The 24094-nt window shown below is 55.2% G+C and carries 23 protein-coding genes and 1 tRNA gene; 13 read left to right on the forward strand and 11 right to left on the reverse strand.

Going from position 1 to position 24094, the window contains the following annotated elements; genetic code table 11:
• Nucleotides 1-17 precede the first annotated feature (17 nt).
• The 3 genes from AC2FH8_RS19680 to AC2FH8_RS19690 all read left to right on the forward strand — a co-directional run bounded on the left by AC2FH8_RS19680 (nucleotide 18) and on the right by AC2FH8_RS19690 (nucleotide 2139).
• Nucleotides 18-1085 (forward strand): NAD(P)/FAD-dependent oxidoreductase, encoded by a 1068-nt coding sequence (locus AC2FH8_RS19680; protein ID WP_496690542.1) that lies wholly within the window; start codon nucleotides 18-20, stop codon nucleotides 1083-1085.
• Nucleotides 1082-1735, forward strand: a complete 654-nt coding sequence (locus AC2FH8_RS19685) for a DUF938 domain-containing protein (protein ID WP_281973635.1) — start codon at nucleotides 1082-1084, stop codon at nucleotides 1733-1735. The genes AC2FH8_RS19680 and AC2FH8_RS19685 overlap by 4 nt, the downstream gene beginning before the upstream one ends.
• A gap of 68 nt (nucleotides 1736-1803) precedes the next feature.
• Complete coding sequence (locus AC2FH8_RS19690; RefSeq protein ID WP_142638962.1) at nucleotides 1804-2139, forward strand: carboxymuconolactone decarboxylase family protein; 336 nt, start codon at nucleotides 1804-1806, stop codon at nucleotides 2137-2139.
• Nucleotides 2140-2204: 65 nt separating this feature from the next.
• Here the strand turns inward: AC2FH8_RS19690 and AC2FH8_RS19695 are convergent, their stop codons facing one another.
• From AC2FH8_RS19695 to AC2FH8_RS19715, 5 genes are all read right to left on the reverse strand, one after another.
• A complete protein-coding gene (locus AC2FH8_RS19695) occupies nucleotides 2205-4712 on the reverse strand; it encodes a GcvT family protein (protein ID WP_281996081.1) in 2508 nt (835 codons plus the stop codon).
• Between the two features lie 141 nt (nucleotides 4713-4853).
• Nucleotides 4854-6200 carry a hypothetical protein gene (locus AC2FH8_RS19700; protein ID WP_496690543.1) on the reverse strand — a complete coding sequence of 449 codons (1347 nt, stop codon included), beginning with the start codon at nucleotides 6198-6200 and terminating at the stop codon, nucleotides 4854-4856.
• A 97-nt stretch (nucleotides 6201-6297) separates the two neighbouring features.
• Nucleotides 6298-7710, reverse strand: a complete 1413-nt coding sequence (locus AC2FH8_RS19705; protein ID WP_496690544.1) for an FAD-binding oxidoreductase — start codon at nucleotides 7708-7710, stop codon at nucleotides 6298-6300.
• A 27-nt stretch (nucleotides 7711-7737) separates the two neighbouring features.
• On the reverse strand, nucleotides 7738-9531 hold the full coding sequence (gene ggt / locus AC2FH8_RS19710; protein WP_496690545.1) for a gamma-glutamyltransferase: 1794 nt from the start codon (nucleotides 9529-9531) through the stop codon (nucleotides 7738-7740).
• 51 nt (nucleotides 9532-9582) lie between these two features.
• Complete coding sequence (locus tag AC2FH8_RS19715; protein WP_281973630.1) at nucleotides 9583-10569, reverse strand: 2-hydroxyacid dehydrogenase; 987 nt, start codon at nucleotides 10567-10569, stop codon at nucleotides 9583-9585.
• Between the two features lie 137 nt (nucleotides 10570-10706).
• Between AC2FH8_RS19715 and AC2FH8_RS19720 the strand changes: the two genes are divergently transcribed.
• A complete protein-coding gene (locus tag AC2FH8_RS19720; protein WP_142638974.1) occupies nucleotides 10707-11228 on the forward strand; it encodes an SH3 domain-containing protein in 522 nt (173 codons plus the stop codon).
• A gap of 438 nt (nucleotides 11229-11666) precedes the next feature.
• Nucleotides 11667-11741 (forward strand) — tRNA-Gln (locus AC2FH8_RS19725).
• A 254-nt stretch (nucleotides 11742-11995) separates the two neighbouring features.
• Here the strand turns inward: AC2FH8_RS19725 and AC2FH8_RS19730 are convergent.
• Complete coding sequence (locus AC2FH8_RS19730; protein WP_496690546.1) at nucleotides 11996-12568, reverse strand: primase-helicase family protein; 573 nt, start codon at nucleotides 12566-12568, stop codon at nucleotides 11996-11998.
• A gap of 226 nt (nucleotides 12569-12794) precedes the next feature.
• Nucleotides 12795-13550, reverse strand: a complete 756-nt coding sequence (locus AC2FH8_RS19735) for a helix-turn-helix transcriptional regulator (RefSeq protein ID WP_496690547.1) — start codon at nucleotides 13548-13550, stop codon at nucleotides 12795-12797.
• A gap of 153 nt (nucleotides 13551-13703) precedes the next feature.
• Here AC2FH8_RS19735 and AC2FH8_RS19740 point away from each other — a divergent pair, with 153 nt between their 5' ends.
• The 7 genes from AC2FH8_RS19740 to AC2FH8_RS19770 all read left to right on the forward strand — a co-directional run bounded on the left by AC2FH8_RS19740 (nucleotide 13704) and on the right by AC2FH8_RS19770 (nucleotide 20611).
• Nucleotides 13704-14816 (forward strand): ABC transporter ATP-binding protein, encoded by a 1113-nt coding sequence (locus tag AC2FH8_RS19740; protein WP_142638978.1) that lies wholly within the window; start codon nucleotides 13704-13706, stop codon nucleotides 14814-14816.
• 34 nt (nucleotides 14817-14850) lie between these two features.
• Nucleotides 14851-16014 carry an ABC transporter substrate-binding protein gene (locus AC2FH8_RS19745; protein WP_142638980.1) on the forward strand — a complete coding sequence of 388 codons (1164 nt, stop codon included), beginning with the start codon at nucleotides 14851-14853 and terminating at the stop codon, nucleotides 16012-16014.
• A 38-nt stretch (nucleotides 16015-16052) separates the two neighbouring features.
• A complete protein-coding gene (locus AC2FH8_RS19750; RefSeq protein WP_142638982.1) occupies nucleotides 16053-16904 on the forward strand; it encodes an ABC transporter permease in 852 nt (283 codons plus the stop codon).
• Between the two features lie 7 nt (nucleotides 16905-16911).
• On the forward strand, nucleotides 16912-17733 hold the full coding sequence (locus tag AC2FH8_RS19755; protein WP_142638984.1) for an ABC transporter permease: 822 nt from the start codon (nucleotides 16912-16914) through the stop codon (nucleotides 17731-17733).
• Nucleotides 17734-17751: 18 nt separating this feature from the next.
• The gene (locus AC2FH8_RS19760) at nucleotides 17752-18510 is read left to right on the forward strand and encodes an SDR family NAD(P)-dependent oxidoreductase (protein WP_142638985.1); all 759 of its coding nucleotides are present in this window, start codon (nucleotides 17752-17754) and stop codon (nucleotides 18508-18510) included.
• 278 nt (nucleotides 18511-18788) lie between these two features.
• The gene (locus AC2FH8_RS19765) at nucleotides 18789-19547 is read left to right on the forward strand and encodes an alpha/beta fold hydrolase (protein WP_496690548.1); all 759 of its coding nucleotides are present in this window, start codon (nucleotides 18789-18791) and stop codon (nucleotides 19545-19547) included.
• Between the two features lie 131 nt (nucleotides 19548-19678).
• Entirely contained in the window at nucleotides 19679-20611 is a 933-nt protein-coding gene (locus AC2FH8_RS19770; protein WP_496690549.1) for a DMT family transporter, read from the forward strand.
• A gap of 697 nt (nucleotides 20612-21308) precedes the next feature.
• Here AC2FH8_RS19770 and AC2FH8_RS19775 read toward each other — a convergent pair.
• From AC2FH8_RS19775 to AC2FH8_RS19785, 3 genes are all read right to left on the reverse strand, one after another.
• Nucleotides 21309-21500 (reverse strand): DUF1194 domain-containing protein, encoded by a 192-nt coding sequence (locus tag AC2FH8_RS19775; protein ID WP_425595613.1) that lies wholly within the window; start codon nucleotides 21498-21500, stop codon nucleotides 21309-21311.
• 107 nt (nucleotides 21501-21607) lie between these two features.
• On the reverse strand, nucleotides 21608-22378 hold the full coding sequence (locus AC2FH8_RS19780; protein WP_496690550.1) for a hypothetical protein: 771 nt from the start codon (nucleotides 22376-22378) through the stop codon (nucleotides 21608-21610).
• A 73-nt stretch (nucleotides 22379-22451) separates the two neighbouring features.
• Entirely contained in the window at nucleotides 22452-22967 is a 516-nt protein-coding gene (locus AC2FH8_RS19785; RefSeq protein WP_496690551.1) for a DUF805 domain-containing protein, read from the reverse strand.
• A 568-nt stretch (nucleotides 22968-23535) separates the two neighbouring features.
• Here AC2FH8_RS19785 and AC2FH8_RS19790 point away from each other — a divergent pair.
• Nucleotides 23536-23835 (forward strand): hypothetical protein, encoded by a 300-nt coding sequence (locus tag AC2FH8_RS19790; RefSeq protein WP_281996073.1) that lies wholly within the window; start codon nucleotides 23536-23538, stop codon nucleotides 23833-23835.
• 66 nt (nucleotides 23836-23901) lie between these two features.
• On the opposite strand, the gene AC2FH8_RS19795 is transcribed toward AC2FH8_RS19790, so the two are convergent.
• A partial coding sequence (locus tag AC2FH8_RS19795) for a hypothetical protein (RefSeq protein WP_496690552.1) occupies nucleotides 23902-24094 on the reverse strand: 193 nt, incomplete at its 5' end.

A 24094-nucleotide genomic window follows, 5' to 3' on the forward strand; every position in this document is an offset into this window, starting at 1 on the left:
GCCAGCAAAGGGGCGACATGATAGATTTCCTGATTATCGGCGGCGGTATTGCCGGGCTTAGCGCGGGCGCGCGGTTGTCAGAGCGCGGCCAGGTCACCGTGCTCGAAGGCGAAGAGGCGCTGGGCTATCACGCATCAGGCCGGTCCGCGGCTATGTTTGCACCCGCCTATGGTCCGCCTGCTGTTATTGCCCTCAACCTTGCCAGCGCAGCGCATTTTGAGACGAATGACTATCTGTCGCCACGCGGCTGGGTTCTGATCGGCGGGAAAGACCAACACGATGTGTTTCACCGGGATGCCGATCAACTTGGCGGCCGACAGATTTCCTTTGACGCGGCACAATCCCTTATCCCGATCCTGAACCCCGAAACCGTCGGGTTCGCGGCGCACAGCGACAGTGAACAAGATATAGATACCGACCGCATGATGCAGGATTTCGCCCGGACGATCCGTGGGAATGGTGGATCCGTTCTGACCCGGCAAAGCGTCACGGCAATTCGCAAACATAGGCACTGGATCGTCGAGGCCACCGAGAGCTTTGAGGCACGACACATCGTCAATGCAGCCGGCGCCTGGGTTGACGAAATCGCGGCGATGGCCGGTATCGCGCCGATTGGTATCCAGCCGCGCCGCCGCTCAATGGCCCGTATCCCGGCCCCCGGCGGGCATGACTTGCGCGCCTGGCCCATGATGTTGGGTGCGGGCGAATGCTGGTATGCTAAACCCGACGCGGGCAAATTGCTGGTCTCACCTGCCGATGCCGATCCGACCGCCGCCCATGATGCGTTTGCCGATGACATGGTTCTGGCCGAGGGCTTGGCCCGGTACGAGGCAATGGTCACCGAGCCTGTGACACGGGTCGAAACCAACTGGGCGGGCTTGCGCAGTTTCGCACCGGATGGCAGCCTGGTTTTGGGGCCCGATCCGACCGATCCTACGTTTATCTGGTCTGCCGGTCAGGGTGGTTACGGGTTTCAGACGGCCCCTGCTGCATCCCAACTGGTAGCGGATCTGACAGTCGGCAACCAATCAAGTCTGGACACGGCGACCATCGCCTCTCTGAGACCAGACAGGTTGCACAGATGAACAAGCGCCCGTTACCCTCCAACGCCAGCGTCGCGACTGTAGGAGAGAACGGTCAGTTGGTCGCTCCGGCAGCCAGCCGTAACGTCGGGGCTTTGTGTGATCTTCTGGACCAGTTCGCCCCTTTGACCGGACAAGCGCTAGAACTGGCAAGTGGCACCGGTCAGCACATCGCAGCCTTTGCCGAGTGCCGCCCCGGCATGCATTGGCAACCCAGTGAGGTTGAATCCGAACGGCGGGCCAGCATCAATGCCTACACCGCGGGCCTGCCGAATGTGTCTAAAGCAGAAGTTCTGGATGCAACCATCGAGGGTTGGCATCAGCCGTTTGGCGGCAGGGATCTGATCGTTCTGATCAATCTCTTGCACCTGATCAGCTGGGCCGAAGTGGAAACGCTTGTCGGTGAGGCAGCGCAAGCACTGAACGCGAATGGCCGGTTGATCCTTTATGGTCCTTTCATGCGCAACAATCGCCTGACCAGCGTGGGGGATCAACGATTTCATACGGCTCTGGTCCAGCAGGATGCTGAAATCGGATATAAAAACGACGGAGACGTTTCTGAGCTTTTGGCCAATCACGACCTGAAAATCCTGGAAGTCGCGGAGATGCCTGCAAATAACCTGGCCTTCATCGTGGAAAAACCTAACACCTGATCCAGATCAAAGCCCGACCGAAGCCAACTAAACATATTCCAAACACACGATGTTAAATGGAATGTAGCATGCCCTGGCAGGAAAAGATCAACGACACGCGAAAAGGTCTTCGCAATTTGAACGGCGCAATCCCTGATACCGCCCGCGCCTTCGGTGCGCTTGGCGCGGCGGTCAAGCAAGGCGGAACGCTAGACTACAAGACCAAAGAATTCATCGCTCTTGGCATATCCATAGCGGACCGATGCGAACCCTGTATCATGCTGCACACCGAAGCTTTGATCAAAGCCGGCGCGTCACGTGACGAGGTTTCGGACGTTCTGTCCATGGCGGTTCAGATGGGAGGCGGGCCGTCGATGATGTACGCCTCTAAGGCGCTGGACTGTTTCGACGAGCTGAGTGCATGAAAAAAGCCCGCGTGCTGCGGGCTTTTGAAGGCGGCACCAAAAAGGTGCCGCCGTTCTTATCCAGATCAGCCGTCCTTGCGGATGGTTTCGTTTTTCGGATCATAGGGGCTGTCGCAGGTGACGACCGCATCCCACAATTTGTCCTGAAGCTTGACCTTCAGCTTGGTGCCTTCCACCGCCAGATCGGGCTTCACATAGCCCATGCCGATGGATTTCTCGAAGGCTACTGAATAGCCACCCGAAGTCAGACGACCGACGCGTTCACCTTCCGGCGTATACAACACTTCACGGCCCCACGGATCGGCATCCTCCGGTCCGTCGATCAGCAGGGTGCAGCATTTCACGCGCACGCCAGTCTCTTCCAGCTTGGCCTTGCCATAGAAGTCCTTGGACAGGTCAACAAAGCGCGGCAGGTCGGCTTCCAGCGGGGTCGCGTCGCGGCCCAGTTCGGTGCCGAAGGCGCGATAGGATTTCTCCTGACGCAGCCAGTTCTGGGCGCGTGCGCCGACCAGCTTCATGCCATGCTTCTCACCCGCTTTTTCCAGCAGGTCGAACAGGTAGTTCTGCATTTCAATCGGGTGGTGCAGTTCCCAACCCAGCTCACCGGTATAGGCCACACGGATCGCGTTGACCGGGCACATGCCCAGTTCGATCTGACGGGCCGACAACCATGGGAAGCGCTTGTTGGACAGTGCGGTTTCCGGATCGGCGTCTTTGATGACCTCTTTCAGAACGTCCCGCGATTTGGGTCCGGCGATGGCAAAAACGCCCCACTGAGTGGTCACATCCTGGATCTCGATGTAACCGAACTCCTCCATCTTGTCCTCGGCCGCCTTGCGCAGGTAATCGGCGTCGTACTCAGTCCAGGCACCGGCAGAGACGATGTAGTAGTTGTTCTCGCCGTTACGGACGATGGTGTATTCGGTGCGGGTGGTACCGTGCGAGGTCAGCGCGTAGGTCAGGTTGATACGACCGACCTTGGGCAGCTTGTTACAGGTGAACCAATCCAGGAACTGGGTCGCACCAGGGCCTTTGACGACATGTTTGGTGAAGGCCGATGCGTCGATCAGGCCAACGCCTTCGCGGATCGCCTTTGCTTCGTCAACGGCATGCTGCCACCAGCCACCGCGGCGGAACGAGCGGGCATCATGGTCGAAGTTTTCGGGTGCATCCAGCGGACCGAAGTAGTTCGGGCGCTCCCAGCCGTTAACCCAGCCAAACTGTGCGCCACGCGCTTTCTGACGGTCATAGGCCGGAACAGTCCGCAGCGGGCGGCAGGCAGCACGTTCTTCATCGGGGTGGTGCAGGATATAGACGTGCTCATAGCACTCTTCGTTCTTGCGCGCCGCGAACTCGGTGGTCATCCAGTTGCTGCTATAGCGTTTGGGATCCAGCGAGGCCATGTCGATCTCGGCTTCTCCATCGACCATCATCTGGGCCAGATAGTAACCGGTGCCGCCTGCGGCGGTGATACCGAACGAGAACCCCTCGGCCAGCCACATGTTGCGCAGACCCGGAGCCGGACCAACCAGCGGGTTGCCGTCGGGCGTGTAGCAGATCGGGCCGTTGAAATCGTCTTTCAGGCCGGATTCGGCACAGGACGGCACGCGCTCGGCCATTGCCATATACTGATCTGCAATCCGGTCGAGATCGAGCGGGAACAGATCAGCACGGAAGCTGTCCGGCACGCCGTGTTCGAACTGCGCCGGCGCACCATGTTCATAGATCCCCAAAATCCAGCCGCCGCGTTCCTCGCGTGCGTAGGATTCGTTGTCGGCATCGCGGACAACAGGGTGTTCGGGGTTGCCCGCTTCACGCCATTTGACCAGCTCAGGGTCTTTGTCCATGACGATGAAGGTGTGTTCGACCGGGATCGCGGGCATCTTGATGCCCAGCATTTTCGCGGTCCGCTGTGCGTGGTTGCCCGATGCGGTCACGACATGCTCGGCGGTGATAACCACCTGCTCATCCGACGGAATGAGGTTACCGCCCTTCTCGACCATTTTGGTGCAGGTGACTTCCCAATGAGTGCCGGTCCAATGGAAGGCATCGGCCTGCAGCTTGCGAACGATCTCAACTCCGCGTTGACGCGCACCCTTGGCCATCGCCTGTGTCACGTCTGCTGGGTTAATATAGCCGTCCTCGGTGTGATATATCGCGCCCTTCAGGTCCGAGGTCTCGATCAGCGGCCAGCGTTCCTTAATCTGGTCCGGAGTCAACCATTCATAGGCAACGTCACAGGTTTCGGCGGTCGACGCGTACAGCATGTATTCGTCCATGCGCTCCTGGGTCTGCGCCATGCGCAGGTTACCAACCACGGCGAAACCCGCGTTCAGGCCGGTCTCATCCTCAAGCTGCTTGTAGAAATCGACCGAGTATTTGTGGATATGCGTGGTCGCATAGGACATGTTGAACAGCGGCAGCAAACCCGCCGCATGCCAGGTCGAACCTGACGTCAGTTCGTCCCGCTCGATTAGCATGACATCGTCCCAGCCTGCCTTGGCCAGATGATAGGCAATCGAAGTGCCGACGGCGCCGCCGCCAACGACCAGTGCTTTGACTTGGGTTTTCATAGCCGGGTGTCTCCCCTTGGAATCTGTTGCCACCATATGGCGCAATCAGCGCCCACCGCGCGACATTCATCCGACCAGTGATATAAAAAAAACGACCCTCAGACATCTGGGGGTCGTTTTTCCTAAAAGTTTTGAACTTTCTCAGCCGCCAGACAGCGAGCAGGTCTTGCGCGCATCTTTGAAGGCGCATTTGCCCGAAGACCCTGCTCCACCCTTGTTCACACGAATCTCGGATGCTTCGTTCACACGTTTCCCAGAAGCATCGGCAGTTTCTGAACCTTTAAAAAACGACTTCAGGCCGCCGAACAAACCGCTCGAGCTTTTCGGTTCGACCTCTTTTTCTTCCGACCCACCCGTTAGCTTCCCGAAAAGTCGCCCAAAAACACTGCCGCCTGATCCATCCGCATCTGCGTTTTCAATTTCCAGGCCAGCCAACCCTTTGCGATACCCGATCTGGATCAAATCATCCGGGGATTGGATTTTGTTTGCCGTCAGATCGAAAGCATCAGATGGCAACCCGTGTTGTGCCGCCATTGTATTGGCAAGCAAGGCCAACCCGTTGATGTTTTCGATCCGCAACTGAGCAATCTCGCTGCGCAGCCGGGTGAACTCGGCCCGGACTTCGGCCATTTGCAAGGCGCGCTTTATGCCGCCATCCGGGTCGGTAACCGCCTCGTTTCCTACACCAGGCACCGGCCGGCTAAGCAACACGTTCATCCCATCATAGTCAAGCTGGCTGAGGAATATGCGCACATCCTGCTCCGGGGCATCTGTGTACATCTCAACACGTATTTCCTCACCCAGACCCAGGGTGCCCGTATAGATCTGGAACCCAACCGGCTGTGTCAGATCCGTCACTTTGGCAGTGATCATAGACCAGACTTTACGGACATCGAGATGGATCGGGCTGTACTCTGCTTCGACGAACTGAAAATAGGCAACGCCCCCGATCACACCGAACGGAGCATAATTGCTGGCGCCGAAATCCATCGAGTCGATCGATCTTGCGATATTGCCCGCAAGTGAATCCGCGGAAGCCTCCTGCCGCAGTTTGATCTCAATCCAGTAAGTGTGACCAGCCTTTTCATAAACCCAGCCTGCCTTATCCAGTTTTTTGGCCTGTATTTCAGCTTTTTGAACGGCCACCTTACTGGCAAGCGGGCGCGCGGCCTCACTGACTGATTTCAAGCCCCCCCCTTCACGCGCATCGAGCGTGAAGTCACTGTCCATTATTGCCCGACGCGAAAGCTCTGAATCCGGGACCGGCATATAGGGCTTGCCCCCTGCGCGCCAACGCTTCTGGCGGTCGCGTTCTGCCGCTTCGGCATCCAGTTCTTCATGATAAAGGGCGAACCGCGTTTTGAGCGTTTCCACATAGCCGTTTGCCGACAGCGTACCTTCGTGTTTCTTATCCTGCTGGTAGTAATCCAGCCCGGCAACAACCAATCCAACAATCAGCGTAAACCCGATCAGCCGCAACGCGTCCATCAAATTACCTCAATATTCATTCACTGCTTATTTCGCGCAGAATCTTTGAAAATTGAGGCATCCTTGTGGCCTAGATACGGAATAATCCGCGCGGTTTTTACCCGTCCCGAGCCGGAAATATTTTTCCAGGGTTCATGATATTGTCGGGATCAAGCGCCTTTTTCACCGCCTCCATAAAGGTCAGCGCTGCCCCTAGCTCCTTGGCCAGGTATGACCGCTTTCCTTGCCCGATCCCATGTTCCCCGGTACAGGTTCCCTCCATCTCGATCGCAAGGTTATTCAACCACCCAACAAACCCGTCCGCTTTGGCCACTTCGTCGGCGTTTTCCATGTCGATCAACAGCAAGGTGTGAAAATTACCGTCCCCTACATGCCCGACAATCGGCGCCAAAAGCCCAAGTTCCTTGGCCTTGTTTCGGGTCGCAGTCACGCATTCTGCCAGTCGCGAGATCGGTACGCAAACATCGGTTGATATGCCCCGCGCACCCGGGCGCAACTGCAAGCTGGCCCAATACATATCATGGCGTGCCTGCCAGAGTTTGTTGCGTTCTTCGGTTGTCGAAGTGGCCGCGAAATCTGTGCCGCCGAACTCTTCGGCGATCTGACCAAATGTCTCAGCCTGCTCGACCGCACCACCAGTCGATCCATGAAACTCCAATAGCAAAAGCGGGGTTTCCGGTAAGGCCAGTCCCGAATAGGCGTTTGCGGCCTTCACCGACACCTCGTCCAACAACTCGATCCGGGCCACGGGAACGCCGTACTGGATCGTCATCATTACAGCCTGACATGCCGCGTCGACAGAAGGAAAAACACAACGCGCCGAGGTGATCGCTTCGGGGATGCCTTGCAGACGCAGAGTGAGTTCTGTGATGATGCCCAGCGTGCCCTCTGCGCCTACCATCAGGCGGGTCAAGTCATACCCGGCCGACGACTTTCTGGCCCGCTGCCCGGTCCGGATGATTTGCCCGTCCGGCATCACGGCCTCAAGGCTAAGGATATTGTCCTTCATCGTGCCATAGCGCACCGCATTGGTTCCCGAGGCACGGGTCGCCGCCATACCGCCCAGCGAGGCGTTCGCACCGGGATCAATCGGAAAGAACAGACCCTGATCACGCAGATGAGTGTTCAGCTCCTCTCGCGTTACACCTGGTTGCACGACACAATCCAAATCACCGGAATGAACGGCCAGTACCTTGTTCATCTGAGACAGATCAACCGAAATGCCACCGGCTGGCGCGTTCACATGCCCTTCCAGCGAGGTTCCGGTGCCAAAGGCAATCACAGGGACCTTATGCGTGGCGCAGGCCTTGACGATTTCCGAGACTTCCTGGGTCGAATGCGGAAACACCACTGCATCAGGGGGCTGGTTTTCGATCCATGTGGTCGTATGCCCGTGCTGCTCGCGGATCGCCTGACCCGTTTGCAAACGGTCGCCGAATTGCTGTTTCAGAATGCCGACGACCGTTTCAATCCCCGCCTCGTTTCGCCGAAGCGACTTTGCTTGCACCATGCTTTCCCTTTCTGACTGGCCGCTAGACTATTCGCCCAGCGCAATGCCCTCACGTCGCGGATCGGCACCGCCTGTCAGCATGTCCCCGATCTCGATGGCATGAAGACCTGATGTCAGATCACGCGCGTTGACCTCATAGCCAAGTTCGGTCAGCGCATCCGAAAGCCCTTCGGCCCCGGTGCCCTGTTCCACGTCGAACGTGCCGAAACGATTGACCAGATGCGGCAGTGCCAAGGCCTGTTGCACATCCATATCCCAATCTGCCCAGGCGATGATCGACTTGGCAACATAGCCGATAATCCGGCTTCCACCCGGCGATCCGATGGCCAGAACCGGTGCACCGTCCTGCATCACAATGGTCGGGCTCATGGATGAGCGCGGGCGTTTGCCCGGTTCCAGACGGTTGGCAATCGGAACGCCATCACTGTGGGTTTTGAACGAGAAATCCGTCAGCTCATTGTTCAGCAAGAACCCGTTGGTCATCAGCCGCGATCCAAAGCCGTTTTCGATCGTCGTGGTCATGGACAGCACATTGCCATACTGGTCCACGATCGAAATATGCGAGGTCGACGGAAGTTCCAGCGAGATATCATCCGCCCAGTTCGAGGCATGGTCAAATTCGGGATTCCCCGGAACGGCGTCGATCAATGCGGCCTCACCGCTCAGCAACGCGCCCCGTTCGGACAAATAGGCAGGATCGACCAGCCCCTGTGTCGGCATCGGGACAAAATCATGGTCAGCCATATAGCGCCCACGGTCGGCAAAAGCCAAACGCGAAGCATCCCCGATCAGCCGCCAGGATCTGATATTTTCGGGGCCTGACGCTGCCAGATCATAGCCGTTCAACATGCCCAGAATCTGCCCGACCGTCAGCGCCCCTGAGGATGGCGGGCCCATTCCGCAGACTTCATAAACGCGGTAGGTGGCGCAGACGGGGTCACGTTCGATGACCTGATAAAGCGCCAGATCTGTACCAGACAGCACGCCCGGATTCCCAGGCGCGCTGCGAACCGCGCTGACGATCCCGGCGGCAATCTCTCCTCCGTAGAATCCAGCTGATCCTTCCGCAGCCATGATGCGCAGCGTTTCCGCATAGGCCGGGTTCGTCAACCGCTGCCCCTGTGCAAGCGGCTGTCCTTCCGGCAGGAAATACGCGGCTGTCTCGGGAAATCGCGACAGGCGTTCCGCGTCATTCTCAACAAGGCTGGCCAATCGAGGGGAAACCAAAAAACCCTCATCAGCCAACGTAATGCCGTCAGAAAACAGGCCGGGCCACGGACTGCGGCCCCAGCGGCGATGCGCCTCTTCCAACAAAGCCGGGGTGCCGGGTGTGCCGACAGAAAGTCCCCCGACAACCGCATCAAAGAATTTCAGCGGTTCGCCATTCTCGTCCTGAAACAGACGATGAGTGGCCTCAAGCGGGGCGGATTCACGTCCGTCCAGTGTTGTCAGCTTGCCAGAGGCCGCATCATACCAGACCAGAAATGCACCACCACCAAGGCCTGAGGATTGCGGCTCGACCAAACCAAGTACAACCTGCACGGCAACCATCGCATCAGCCGCCGAACCGCCTGCCCGCAGCACCTTGGCCCCGGCCTCAACCGCCAGAGGGTTGGCCGCGGCCACCATCCAGTTCTGCGACGTCACGGGTTCACCGGCCAATTTCGCTTCGAGTGAGGCTATGACTTCTGCGGTCAGGCCTTGAACCAGCCCGTCAGTACCACCCTCAGGTGCAACCGCATCCGCAGCTTCCTGAGAGGCCAACGGCCCGGCAAAGGTCATGGTTGCCAAAAGCAATCCCGAAATCAGACTTCGTTTCATAGTATCCTCCTGAAAAATTGACTTTGTATCGTCCGGCCACCAAGCCGCGTACTATAACATGGACGGAACAACCTGGTCCGGTGGTCGGTGGCCGTCTTCGAATGTCTTGATATTTATGATAACTTTTTCGCCCATTTCGATCCGCCCCTCAAGCGTGGCAGATCCCATATGCGGCAACAGAACCACGTTCGGCAACTGCCGTAGGCGAGGGTTCACCTTCGTTCCGTGTTCATAAACGTCAAGACCTGCACCTGCGATATCGCCTGACCGGATTTGGCGGGTTAGCGCGTTTTCATCGACCACTTCGCCACGTGACGTATTGACGAGCACTGCACTCGGCTTCATCAGCTTTAGCCGCCGGGCATTCATCAGGTGGAAAGTCGAAGGCGTAGACGGGCAGTTGACCGAGATCACATCCATCCGTGCGACCATCTGATCAAGGCTTTCCCAATAGGTCGCCTCAAGCTCTTGCTCTGTCTCCGGTCTCAACCTACGACGGTTGTGGTAATGTATCTGCATTCCGAAGGCACTGGCACGACGGGCAACCGCCTGACCAATCCGGCCCATCCCCAAAATGCCAAGACGCCGCCCACCGATCCGCCCACCCAGCAACGCGTTGGGTGACCATCCTTGCCAGTCCCCTTTTTGCATGACGGACAGCCCCTCGGGGATGCGGCGGGTCACGGCCAATATCAGCGCCATGGTCATATCCGCAGTATCGTCGGTCAGCACTCCGGGCGTATTCGACACAAGGATGCCGCGCTGACGGGCGGTTGCGACATCGATATTGTCAACCCCTGCCCCATAGTTAGCGATCAGTCGCAGCCTTTCACCCGCCCGCCCCAGCAATCCGCCATCAATCGAGTCTGTAACCGTTGGTACAAGTACATCCGCTTCTTGTACGGCCGCTACAAGCTCTTCTCGGGTCATGGGTGCGTCGTCCGCACGCAACCGGACATCGAAAAGCTCGCTCAATCGGGTTTCAACAGCCTCGGGCAACCGTCGCGTAACGACAACACTCAGACGTTCTCTAGGCACCTGTGTACTCCCACTGCTTTGCAAACTTTCGCGCGTCATGGCATCGTGGCGCAGGATAAGGCGGGGCACAAGAACCCCTGGGCATTGATCCAACCTTTTTTCGAAGCAAAATTAACAGGCATAAGAGCAGACTGTCAGTGAGTGTTCTCCTACCAGTAAATCGCCGGATTCTGGCGCTTTTTTCAGTAATTTTGCTTGTGCTTGGTCCCTTTGTGGCCAGCGCACAGGATAAGCGCGGCCAAGTCACGAATCTGCCTTTGCCACGGTATGTTTCCATGAAAGCGGCCGAGGGAAACGTGCGCAGAGGACCATCCCTGTCGCATCGAATCGACTGGGTGTTCAAACGGCGCGGGATGCCTTTGCAGGTGACGGCGGAATATGGCAACTGGAGAAAGGTTCAGGACCGCGATGGCGCAGGGGGTTGGGTCCATTACGCCTTGTTGTCTGGCGTTCGCACAGTACTAATCGAATCCGACTTGCTGCCGGTCTATTCCAACCCGGACCCAAACTCGCAGGTCAGTGCGCGGTTTGAAACCGGCGTTGTCGCGCGGCTTGGAACCTGCACGATCGAGTGGTGTCGCATCTCTGCAGGTGGATATCGTGGCTGGGCCCTGAAATCCAACCTTTGGGGCGTCGATCCCTCAGAGATTCGCGAGTAGCGCTGATCTCAGAGCAACCGGCAATGAAGTTCCCGATCCGCCACTCTCGAACTTGCTTATTCTTGTTATCTGCTTCGGCATTGGGCGGCCCTACGTAAGCAGGAGGCGCAACAAAGGGGTGCAGCGCCAGAAAGACCACATTCGCGACTGCCACTCGCCCTCGTTAAACCAATCGAAAACCTGCTTCCTGTCCGCCTGCCAGACGAATCCTCGCCCGGCCCAGCCGTTCAACATCTGTCCGCAGAGTCATGCTTCTTTGGCGGAAGAGCCAATTCACAGCCGTTGCCGTCAAACCATGTTCAACACCTTCGGGCAGGAAGAGGTGCTGCTAACATGACCCGTGAAAGATGCTCTGAATTTTTTTTATAACTGGCCTAATTTTTTTGCCTGAAAGCTCTTGAACCCTACCAACAACAATCGTAGATAGCGCCTCACCGTTGGGGTGTAGCCAAGTGGTAAGGCAGCAGTTTTTGGTACTGTGTATCGTAGGTTCGAATCCTACCACCCCAGCCAGTTCATCAGATCATAGAACGACAACAGGCTCTTGGGGCTAAACCCTCCGAGAAATGCCCCCGTTTATGCCCCAGCCACCCGAACCACCCGTTAACAATCATAGCGGGTTCTGCGGGGGTGCCCCTCCCACGTTGCGGGAGGAACGGGTTAGCTGTTCCGAAGTCGAGGTTTCTGCATAGCCACAGGTCTATAGCATATCCCAATCGACCCCGTTCGCCTGCCGGTCACGCTCATCCTCAAGGTTATCACGGCGGTCATAACCAACCGAACCTCTCACCCGTCCACCAGCGACCTGAATCCGGCTTCAGTTGAAGTTCCTCTGATACCACAAGCTTACTGTCCGGAATCGGCTTGTTGAACTTCCCGGTCAGCTTGGCAACGCTGTTTTGCGTGATCGAGTTTTCTTCCCCGAACAGCTTGGTGATCAGGGTGCAGAGGGTGCATTTACCTGTCCCTTTATATCGGGAGTAAAAGAACAAAGCCCAAGCTAGTTTCTCAGCCTCATTCTGAAGACCCCACGAAACCCAATCCTTGACGACGCGGCGGTCAGCCTCGTGGCCGAAGATACGCTCAAGAAACCGATCGAACATAGTCGTGTCAGCGTCGGCCACTGCAAGGTCGCGATAGGCCGGTTCATTCCAAGCGTTGAGAGCAACTGTATCGCCCTCAGGTATGATCGGCTCTTTGATGTCGGGGCGGCATTTCGTAGTTCCGTTCCATATCCGAACATTCTGGCTAGGATCATCGTGGATTTCTTCGAAAGCCCGCTGAAACACCGCTCGCACATGGCCTGGAGTAAACTCCATCGTGGGGTAGTTGCTCCGCATCCTACCCAAGCAGATACGTTTGGCCTCCGCCTGCGACAGAGGATGTGAGGGACGTTCAGGTAGATAGAACTGATTTTTATAGCGGACAACCCACTTGCTGATCTGCCGAGCAAGTAATGCCACGTCCTTTTCGATATCAGTTGCCGCCTCAGGTAGAGTTGGGGCGTTCCGGATCACACGGTAGCAAGGTCGACAATACGGACAAAGTGGGTGTTCAAGGAACCTTTTAAAGTGCCTTTTCAATGAACTTTGAAAAAAGCTCACCCTGCGAATTGATCCTAAGTTTCGCGTAAATGTTGCGTCTGTGGATGCGGACTGTGCCTGGAGAGATGCCGAGAATTGTGCCGACAGCTTCTGCCGAATGGCCCTTCAATGTGAACTCAACAACTTCTCGTTCTCGTGGTGTCAGAACGCCATCGCCAAATGCCTGGAATGCTAGATCGACGCGACGACTAACGCCATTCGCTGCGCCGCCGCGGGCCATCGATGGAAAGTCACTCCAATGTTTGCAACAGGCTGCCCGAACGAGCGGCCATAGAGCGTGCAAATGGCGAATTTCCTTGGCGGAAAAAGGCTTCTCTGCTCGCATGAGCGAGACCACAACCATCCCAGCGCCTGGGATATCGATAAAGTAGCCAATCTCCTCTGCTAACCCAGTCCTTTTGTAATAGCTGCGATAGTATTCGCCCTGATAGAACCTGTCCGGTGCGATATCGCGCATGCGGTACAGACCCGGTGTTATCGGTTTTGTCGCGGCCAAAAAAAATGGATCAAGTACGTAGGGCCCGGCTTGGTAGTCCTCAACAAAAATACGCCGTTTGCTTTTGGGGAAATCGTCGTGAAGGTCTATTGGTGCTTCGGTTCCGACATGGCCAAACACTACAGTAAAATCGAATGGCGCGACCTGCCGTAAGCCATCTGCCAAAACACAGGGAAACTCTGGGGTTCCGATCTTCTCCACGACCCTGCCGGCCTCCTCCATCCAATCGTACACACGCAGCTCCAGATTTTCGAAAAGCACCCCTATACCCCAATTGTGGTATATACAGTTATTCCGAGTTATTGTTACTTTTTCCTTGTTTGAGTGGTATGCCAGTAAATGCCAAAAAATCAAGCAAAAGGAAAACGGCAGTATATGAGCTTTGACATGAGCGTCACCATGCAGACGATTGCGGAACTCCGAGGAGTGACCAAGACCTTCGGGAATGTGGTCGCTGCCAAAGACCTGAATCTTTCCATTGGGAAAGGAGAGTTCCTGTCATTCTTAGGCCCATCTGGTTGCGGCAAAACCACTGCACTTAGAATGCTGGCAGGTTTCGAGAAGCCAACCGAAGGTCAGGTGTTGCTCGATGGAGAAGTCGTCAACGACTTGGATGCGCACCATCGCCCAGTCAACATGGTGTTTCAGCACTACGCTCTTTTTCCTCACCTGAGTGTGTTCGACAACATCGCGTACGGCCTGCGCCAACAACGACCACGCGTAGACAAACAAACAATCGCGACAAAGGTTGAGCAAGCGCTGGAAACTGTCCGTCTTGGTGGATTTGGCCCACGTCGCATCTGGGAGATGTCTGGTGGTCAGCAGCAACGCGTCGCTTTGGCGCGTGCGATCGTAAACGAGCCCAAGCTTTTGCTGCTCGATGAACCAATGGCTGCTCTGGATCGAAAGCTTCGAAAAGAAATGCAGTTTGAACTGCAGAACCTGCAACGACAACTAGGAATAACTTTTGTCCTCGTCACGCACGACCAAGAAGAAGCGCTTTCAATGTCCGACCGAATTTGTGTGATGGAAGGCGGCAGTATTGTGCAGGTAGGCAGCCCACGTGAACTCTATGACATGCCCCGCAGCCGCTATGTGGCAGGATTTGTAGGCACCTCGAATTTCTTTGATGCAACCGTAACTGACGCAGCAGCCGAGCAAATCACTGTGCGTTTAGCGAGTGGCCAAAAGGTGCACGGAACTCCGGAGATCCCAATCGATGTAGGGCAGGTAGTGTGCGTCAGTATCCGCCCTGAACAGATCACGCTGACCCGCGCGCTACCCGCAGCTGAAATCGCTCTGCCAGTTACCATTCAAAATCGGATCTTCCTTGGGGAGCACACAGAATACCTTGCGCGCAACGAAGCACTGGGTGATTTCCACGTACTTGTGCCAAGGCAAGCGGAATTGAACGAGGGGACGTTCAATGCGGGAGAGCAGGCCTTTGTTTCATGGGGCGAAGGCGCACTGCTGATCCTGGAAAATTAACAAATCCCGCAATCCAACAACAGAGAGGTTCACAATGACCAAGGATAATGGGACTATTTCCAAGCAAAAGTTCATGGAAGAGCTTCGCCGGTACCAAAAGGGTTCGGTCACACGGCGACATTTTTTGGGCGTGACAGGTCTTGGGATGGCAACGGCCGTTCTGGGCACGGCTATGCCTGGGTTGCGTCCACGCCCGGCATTTGCTGCCGGAGACATTGGCGACCGAGTGATCCTCGCCACGTGGCCGAACTACCATGACGAGATGAACTTCGAAGCCTTCACGGAAGCCACTGGCGCTCATGTTCAGGTCAATGTTTTTGGCTCGAACGAAGAGATGTTGGCAAAACTGCAGGCAGGTGGGTCTGGTTGGGACGTTTTCGTACCGACGAACTACACGATCACTACGTATGTGGGCGAAGATCTGATCATCCCGCTCGATACGTCCAAACTGCCAAACTACGACGCAGGTTCATTCGAACAACGCTTTTCGGATGCCGGCTCTGTCGATGGCCAACTTTACGCGGTGCCGAAAAACTGGGGCACGACCGGCTTTGCAGTGAATACTAGCAAGCTTGACGGCGCTCCGACTCCAACCACATGGAAAGAGTTCTGGGACCTTACTATGGAAGGTTACTCAGGTCGGACAATGGTGCATGATTACCAACTCACCACCATCGGTAATGCCCTGAAATACTTCGGCTACTCCTTCAACTCGGTCGATGAGAAGGAACTGGCCGATGCCGAGAAATTGTTGCTGGATGCTAAACCGCATCTGTTTGCAATCTCGTCGGACTATCAGCCACCGATGCGTAACGGTGACGCCTGGATGACGATGTGCTGGACAGGTGACGGCAAGCAGATGAATGTCGACATGCCTGAAATCGCCTACGTTCTGGGAGCTGAGGGCGGTGAACTCTGGTCCGACTACTACGCTATTCCTAAGGGCGCACCCCATATGGATGCCGCTTATGCCTTGATCGACTTCCTGCTGAACCCGGAAGTTAATGCGAAAGAAGTCCTCGCTCATGGCTATCCATCGGCTGATGCTCGCACCAATGCGTTGCTGCCGAAGGAATTGCTGGAAGATCCGATCCTTTATCCGGCAGCTGACCTTCTGAGTGCGCTCGAGTTCGGCGCGGCGGCTACGCTAACCGATCCAAACCGTGCCGAGTTGCTCGCCCGCTTCAAGTCGGCCTAAGCGGCAAGGCCGCCAATATCGGAAAAGACGAGGACAATATGACCGAACGAGGCAGAAAAGCACTGTTGCTGGCACCGGCAGGAATATGGCTTTTGGTAATGCTTGCCCTTCCTCTGCTGGTCGTCTTCGTCTTTTCCTTTGGCGAACGGGGTGCCGCCGGAGGCTATGTTCCAGCGTTCACGTTGGAACAATATGCCAACCTTCCTGCGCGATGGACGGCGTTTAAGAACACTTTGATCCTTGCACCTCTGGGGACTATCGCTGCGTTGGTAATTGCCTACCCGCTCGCCTACTTTCTTGCGGTGCGTTGTTCACCAAAGTGGAGAACTTCGCTGTTGATCCTGGTGATCGTGCCGTTCTGGACATCGATCCTGATCCGGTCATACGCATGGATTTTCATCCTTGGGGGGCGTGGCTTGCCCGCTTTACTGGAGTCGATCGGCATCGATGATGTCCGCCTGATAAATACGCCGTTCGCCGTGCTTGTGGGGATTGTCTATGGGTATCTACCTTTGATGGTTTTCCCAATTTTTGTGAGCTTGGACAAACTGGATAAACGCCTTCTGGAAGCCTCGGCTGATCTCGGCTCTACCCCATGGCGTACGTTCCGTCAGGTGACACTTCCTTTGTCGGTACCTGGTATCGCAACTGGCTGCATGCTGGTCTTCATCTTGCTGATGGGCGAGTTTCTGATCCCAGCGATCTTAGGTGGCGGAAAGGTCTTTTTCGTCGGAAATGCGCTGGTGGACCTGTTCCTGCAGTCTCGAAACTGGGCGTACGGATCGGCGGTCGCAATGACTCTGGTTGTCGTAATGCTTGTCACTGTCTCAATTTACATGAAATTCATCTCGCGTCTGGGTGGCCAGCGCGAAGATGTCTCGCTGATGTGAGGATCCGATGCGCTTATACGCGATTTGCGTCTACCTTTTTCTCTATATTCCCATCGGCATCATCGCGCTTTTCAGCTTCAATGCCGGACGACACGCAAGCCAGTTCATGGGTTTCTCGACCCAATGGTATGGCAAAGCGCTCAACAACCCATTTGTTATGGACGCGCTCGAGACCAGTCTGCTTGCAGCATTCATAACTGCTTGCCTCGCATCCACTCTCGGAACTATGGCTGCCATCGCTTTACAAGGGGTTAAGGGATGGCTCCGAACTTTGTTCGACGCGATGATTTATGTTGCGATAATGATACCCGGTATCGTCATCGGTATCGCGACGCTCATTGCCTTGGTTACCGTATTCGGCTGGCTTAACCCAGTTCTTGCCAGCCTATGGCCCGATGGAGCAAATCCCCCGCAACTTTCCATGGGGATGCCCACGCTTGTCGCTGCGCACACCATGTTCACAATGGCGCTGGTCATAATCATCGTACGTGCAAGGCTATCGGGTATGGACCGCGCGCTCATGGAAGCTTCGGCGGACCTCTTTGCGACGCCCTGGGGCACCTTTCGGCAGGTGACACTGCCGTTGATAGCCCCGGCAATTTTGGCGGGCTTCCTGCTCAGCTTCACTTTCTCATTTGATGATTTCATCATCGCGTTCTTCGTAGCTGGCTCAGAAACAACCCTGCCAATCTACATATTCTCATCCATCCGGCGCGGCGTAACGCCCGAGATCAATGCCATAGGCACTATGGTTATGGGCGCGTCGCTCTTGCTTCTCGTTACAGCGCAACTTCTTTTGCGCCGAGGCGCCTCAAAATCGAATAGTTAAATAAAGGAGCCAAGTGACATGCGGCTTGCAGGTAAAGTCGCGCTCGTGACGGGCGCGGGATCAGGAATTGGTCGGGCGGGTTCAATGGCAATGGCGCAAGAGGGTGCGCATGTCATGGTAACGGATCGCGATGCAACACTTGCTGACGCCACTGTGGCCGAGATCATTGCACAGGGAAATCAAGCATCTGCCTTACAGCTTGATGTAACCGATGACGATGCCCTTACCAAAACCATAGACGAAGCAGTTAAAAACTTCGGTCGGCTTGACGTGTTGCACTCTCATGCTGGGTTACAGATCGAAGGAACGCTGGAAGAAGTGGAACCGGTTGGAATGGATGCTTCTTGGGCATTGAACGTCCGCGCCCACTTCATTGCCGCGCGTGCAGCCGTCCCCCATATGAAATCACAAGGTGGAGGCAGCGTGATCGTCACTGCTTCCAATTCTGGCGTTCAATACGACCGGGGTATGATCGCCTATGCGACCACAAAGCACGCAGCTGTTGCGATGGTCCGGCAGATGGCAGCCGATTACGCTGTCCATGCAATCCGTTTCAATGCCCTTTGTCCAGGATTTGTGGACACCCCCTTCAATGCAGGCTTCGAGAAGCAGATGGGTGGCCGTGCCAAACTGGAAAGCTACATCGAGCAGGCGATCCCTATGAGCCGGTGGGCGACAGTTGAAGAGATTGGCCATGGGATCGTCTATCTAGCTTCAGATGAATCCGCTTTTATGACTGGGCAAGCCTTGGTTATCGATGGCGGTGAATGCATTTAGTGATGGGTTGGACCACGCAAGAGAATGTCTATCGCCGCACTTCATTTTTTGCGAGCACATTTCAGTCCGCTTTGGGCTCAGCTCGGCCCGTTGCTCGCGCGGCAATACCGTTGTGATCGGCTGATCGAGACCGGCCATAGGAGGATCGGGGCAAGTCTTTGATCTTGTGTCATGTCGTTCAATGCACGGACGTTGGGAAATCAGGAGCCATAGTTCGCGCTTCAGGCGGCGAAACCAGGGAGTGAGCCCAAATTGTCGAATACTGCGGAGCCGTGTTAATGTCTGCATACGATGCTCTGGAAGCCAAAATGACCAAACACCCCAGTCAAGTGAACGATGAAAGACCCGCCATTCTCTGTGTTGCAGGCTTTGGTGACAATGCGAGCATGTTTGAAGGTTTGGCTGACACCCACCTCGCCAACAGCTATCGTTTGCTACCCATCAATCTTCCGGGATTTGGCGCTCAGCCTCTGGCAAAGGCAACAACTCTTGAAGCACTTGCACAAACCGTCGCCGACAAAGCGATCAAGCACGGAGCTGAGATCATTGTCGCTCATTCGGTTGCTTCAATCATAGCCTCCCTGGCCGCCAAAAGGGCCGACTGTCCTTTGACAACCATTATTTCTCTAGAGGGTAATATCACCGCCGAGGATGCCTATTTTTCTGGAACTGCCGCGGACTACAGTGATCCGGTTGCGTTTCGTGCAGCGTTTCTTGAGCGGCTTGATGAAATGGCGAAAACGGCACCAATCATCCGACGGTATCGTAATGAAGTATCGAAGGCCTATACTCTGGCGCTGTGGCAACTCGGCACCGACGCACGGCATTTTTCAGCAGGCTGCGTGCCCGGCGAGCTTTTGCAAAGCGCGGCAAATGTGATTTATCTCTACAATCCTGACAACTGTCCGGACAGCACCGTCCGGTGGCTGGAAGAAAACAAGATCGATCGGATTATTCTCGAAAACGCCACTCACTGGGCGAGCGTAGATCAGCCCGAAAGGCTTGCAGAAATGATTGCTGAGGCACTCCACCGATAGGTGAACGCAGCCGTTCACAATTGGATAGATGAAAGTTGGCTTTGTATTGGATTTCCGCAAGAAACGGGTCGCGGTGTCGCGGTCACGTAAGCTAATCCGTTAGGTAATAGTTAGTGACGGAAGCAGAAGACATGACAAACCAACCCATGCCAGCAATGGATTTTACAGCCAGCGTCATGCTGCTTTTGCTCGCCGCGGTTTGGGGCGGGTCGTTCTTTTTTGGTGAGGTAGCCCTGTCAGAGGTGCCACCACTTACAATTACATTGCACAGGGTTTTTTGGGCGGTTCCTATTCTTGCGCTAATCGTCTTTTTCAAAGGACTGAGTGTTCCACGCACCCCTCGGACATGGGGCGCTTACCTCGTAATGGGGGCGCTCAATAATGCCATTCCGTTCTCGCTGATCTTCTGGGGGCAAACGCAAATCGACAGCGGGCTGGCTTCAATCCTAAATGCAACGACAGCAATGTTTGCAGCGGTCGTGGCGGGTTTGCTTCTTAAGGACGAGCCCTTGACTCCGAAGAAGATAGCAGGTGCTGCACTGGGTATTTTGGGGGTGGCCTTCATTATGGGGCCAAGCGCATTGACCGAGTTCAATCCGAGCAATCTGGCACAGCTGGCTATTCTTGGGGCGACGCTCTCTTATGCATTTGCCGGTGTATGGGGCAGGACTGCTCTTTCGGGCCAACCACCGCTGGTGAATGCGCTTGGTATGCTGATCGGCAGCACAGTGCTTATGATCCCGATTGTTCTCGTGATGGATGGCCCCCCAAACTTGGCTCTGTCTTCTGGCGTATGGTCTGGGCTTCTTGGGATGGCCGCACTATCAACAGCACTGGCCTATGTTCTCTATTTCGCAATCCTTGCGCGCGCAGGTGCTGCCAACCTTCTTTTGGTAACCTTACTGATTCCACCGTTCGCTATCGGCCTTGGCGTTTCATTCCTGGGTGAAAAGATGGAGCCAGAGGCTTGGGTCGGGTTCGCCATCATTGCCCTTGGCTTTGCTGTAACCGACGGCCGGCTTTTCTCCCGCTTTGTCAGGCGCAAGCCCCAACAAGCAGAATGAGGCGCTTTCTAGAATACTATTGACCACCACATTACGGAGTGACGATCCTCGCCGTCACCAACTGACCCGGCCAAGCGTCGGGTCTATTTTTGAGTAGCGGACACCCCCAACCCGCCAGCACCAGCGACCCCCGTCAGCCCCCGGAACGAGACTCGCCAGCGGTCGTCTCAGCACCAGTGGGCGGGTCTCTAGTGGTCTCGCAGCGGCCTCTCTAGCGGTCAGAAATGCCCCGTGCTCACTCGTCCTTTGTCCTCGTTCCGCGCTTCGCAAAATGCCCCCGAAACCTCCCCAGTTTCTCGGAGGGTTTAGCCCCAAGAGCCTGTTGTCGTTCTATGATTGCGAATTAACCATAAGCGTGCAAATTTCACTCGGTTCGTGCAAATCGATGTCAATAAGTTTGTCTACTCACACTGCGTCGAAGATCTACCACCATCTGTGCATTTCTATTGAAAGCGCAGAACACTAGTTTTCCTCAGATAATTGCTGCTGGCTTTTTGTATCGAGCCTCGGGTGGTTGATGCAAAGGCCGCTTCTAGGGTTCGCTCCAGATTTGTTGGTTCCGTTCCCAGATCTTCTCGCCAATCAGGCAGTCATAGTCTGAGGGTGAGGTGTATTGCGCCTTCATAACCTCTCCTGTTGCTGGCGCTGACGCAATTTCCAGTACCAATTTTCGTCGTACGGCCTCCGCAAAGCCCTGCTAGTCAAGCACCGGGACTACGAATAAACCAGGTCCGCCTGTCACACAGTTCTGGTAGTAGACGTCAAGATCGTCGAAGTGCCACTGACTCCCCATACCTTCTTGGGTCATCAGCGGTAACCCATTTATAATAATCGACTTCGACAATACTGCCTCACGGGCCCGCAAAACCGGGCGGAAGTTGCGAAACATCAGCCGCGACAGCTGGTGAGGTCCAAACAAGGCCCGAAGCAAGTACAATCGCGGAAACCAAACCTTTCGACTGGCGCACTATTTGGGAAGCTGGTTGGAGGGTGGCATCAATTGCACTGATCATACCTGTAGTCCCCGTACTCCAGCCAGTTTGCCGAGCCTTCGCTAAAAATCAGAAATTCGGACCTGTCTTCCCCAAGCAGGGCGACGACAAATCCGGCCGGTGGCTCGGAGTTTCCGAAGTAACTGTAGGCCGTCATGGCTCTGATTAACTCGCCGTTGACCGTTACTCGTGCGTCCCACTCCCCCTCCGGGTTTTCCAAAATCATGGGTTCGATCACGCGTTCTATCGCTCCGCCTCCACAATAGACGATGCCTTCGGGTGCTTCGTAGGAGGCTCCCTGGCTGGCATCCGAAGCACATTCAGAACGAAGGGACCGAATTGCCGCGCTGGAACCTTTTAAGTCGAAGATTCCATAGCTGACATCTTGATCAATCATCGACAAATTAACCGATGCATTGGCCGCAAGCTGGTCCAATACAAAACCATAGTCCTGCTGACTATTGAAACTGATCTCGACGGGATAATTGTCAACGATCTGCAACACAGCGTTTTCAGCGCCAACCTGAAATGCCCCAACCTCGGTGGTGCCGTTCTTCAAAAAACGAATGGAAAGCCCCTGCTTGTCCGCAATGTCCTGGCTGTCCTCGAATCCAGCCGGAGCAAAGCGAATACGGTTACACTGAAGCTCTAGCGTCATGTTTCCGGTCTGAATAAATGCATTGGGATTAGGCCCGGAACTGAACGACCACTCCGCCGATGCTGTGGTCGCCATTGCCATCATTAGCGTTCCAATGGAAATCGGTCTGAAACTCATTTTCTCTCTCCATGGTGTTGCGGTTTGCACTTTCATTCAGCAGAGATTCCGACCTGTTGCCCCCACAGCGAGGTCAGGAAGCAGGTGCGCCGTATTCGTTTGCGCCTTCTTGGGAAGGTCGTGTCAGCCACCAGATCATCAGAATGGACAGAACGAATTGCAGAATTGAGAAAACGACAATACCGGTCAAGCCCAGGAATGCCGCGGGTCCTCGCAATGCATCGGGGTTTTCGGTCCCTTGCTCCAATACCGAAAAGAACGCCACCCCACCCAGCATAACAAAAAGCGTTGTAATGCTGAGCGCCATCGGCAGCAGCAAGTACCAACCAGGTCGTCCTGTATCATGCAGCCTCCGCCAACCGGCGGCTAGCATTGGAATGAGAACGGCCAGTTGAAAAACAGAGGACAGAACCCGAGATCCTTGGCCTGTTTCGGGGTTTGTCCCGAACAGGATCGAATCCAACCCGGCAAAAACGGCACTTACGAGAACCACAAACAAGAAGAACCACCAGTATTCTGAGCGTATAGCCCGCCCGGAGAACTGGAAGTATTTCGAGAAACACGTTTTAACTGCTTCACCGAATCCCATCTTTCATTCCTTTCTCAGTTTCTGTGCGGTCTCAAAACATTTCGCCGCTCAGGAGAACACACTCTCCCCTCTGGGTACTCCCACTTACCTTTTTGTTTGAAAGCAGAAGCCTATCGTACGAGAGCGTAAAGAGTTTTACGCGCGGAAAAAATGTTGATTTATGAAAAAATATATTCGAACATACGAATTCGACACAACTTTTTTTACCTCCGTTGTTGTCGCTGTCGCCCGATCTACTGGGCCCTTCCGACTGCTGGAGTGAGTGCCGGCGGTCGGAAGGCACTTCACAATAATCTGGCTTGGGAGAACACGATGCTCGGACTTAACGTACTCGTCCTCTCTCCCAAGTTCGCTCTAGCTTTTGCCAGTGACGTCATTCGGCCATCACGCGTTGTTGGCGGTCTCGGTAGTCAACGCAATGTCGTTCTGCCCCACAAGCCCCCCGCGGCAAGTTTTTGGGAAAGGTAGTCAAAGGATCGAGGTGTGTTCTGTTGGCTGCACAGACGCAAAAGCTTCAAACATGCGCATCCAATTTCACAAATTTCAAAGGAACCAGAGGGAGAAGAAAATGACTAACAAGAAGGTGATGATCGCAGGCGCGACATGTTTCGCATTGCTTGCAGCCTGCGACGACACGAGTACGTCCAGCGCGTCCGCCGACCTCACGCCCGCTCAGCAGGCATGTTTACGGGATGTAGCCAACACGACAAACAATTCGCAAGTCGTGGTGCTCTCATCCGCGTTTAGCGAGGCGGGAACACAAGTCACTGTAGGCGTTGGTGAGGATCGCGCTCCGTGGAATTGCATTGCCTACAGTGATGGCGCGACAGCTGGTATCGAGTTCCTTGGCGACGAAGGCGCATTGTAGTCTGTTCGCTGTGTATCTCGAAAGCACCAGTCGTGATCAAATTTGAATAACGGCAAGCTTAGACATTCAAACCTCGTAATAGGATTGGGTTTTAACATGCTCAATCATGCTAAGGTTGTAGAAAATGTCCGTAACCAACTCGGTTGTAATTGCGATCATTTGCACTTTTGTGGCCATTGTTTCAGTTCCAAAATACAGCATTGCCCAAACCTGGGACATCGCATCACAGCACTCTGTCAGCGGCGTAACGGTATATGAT

The organism is Ruegeria sp. CDSC025 (assembly GCF_059610805.1).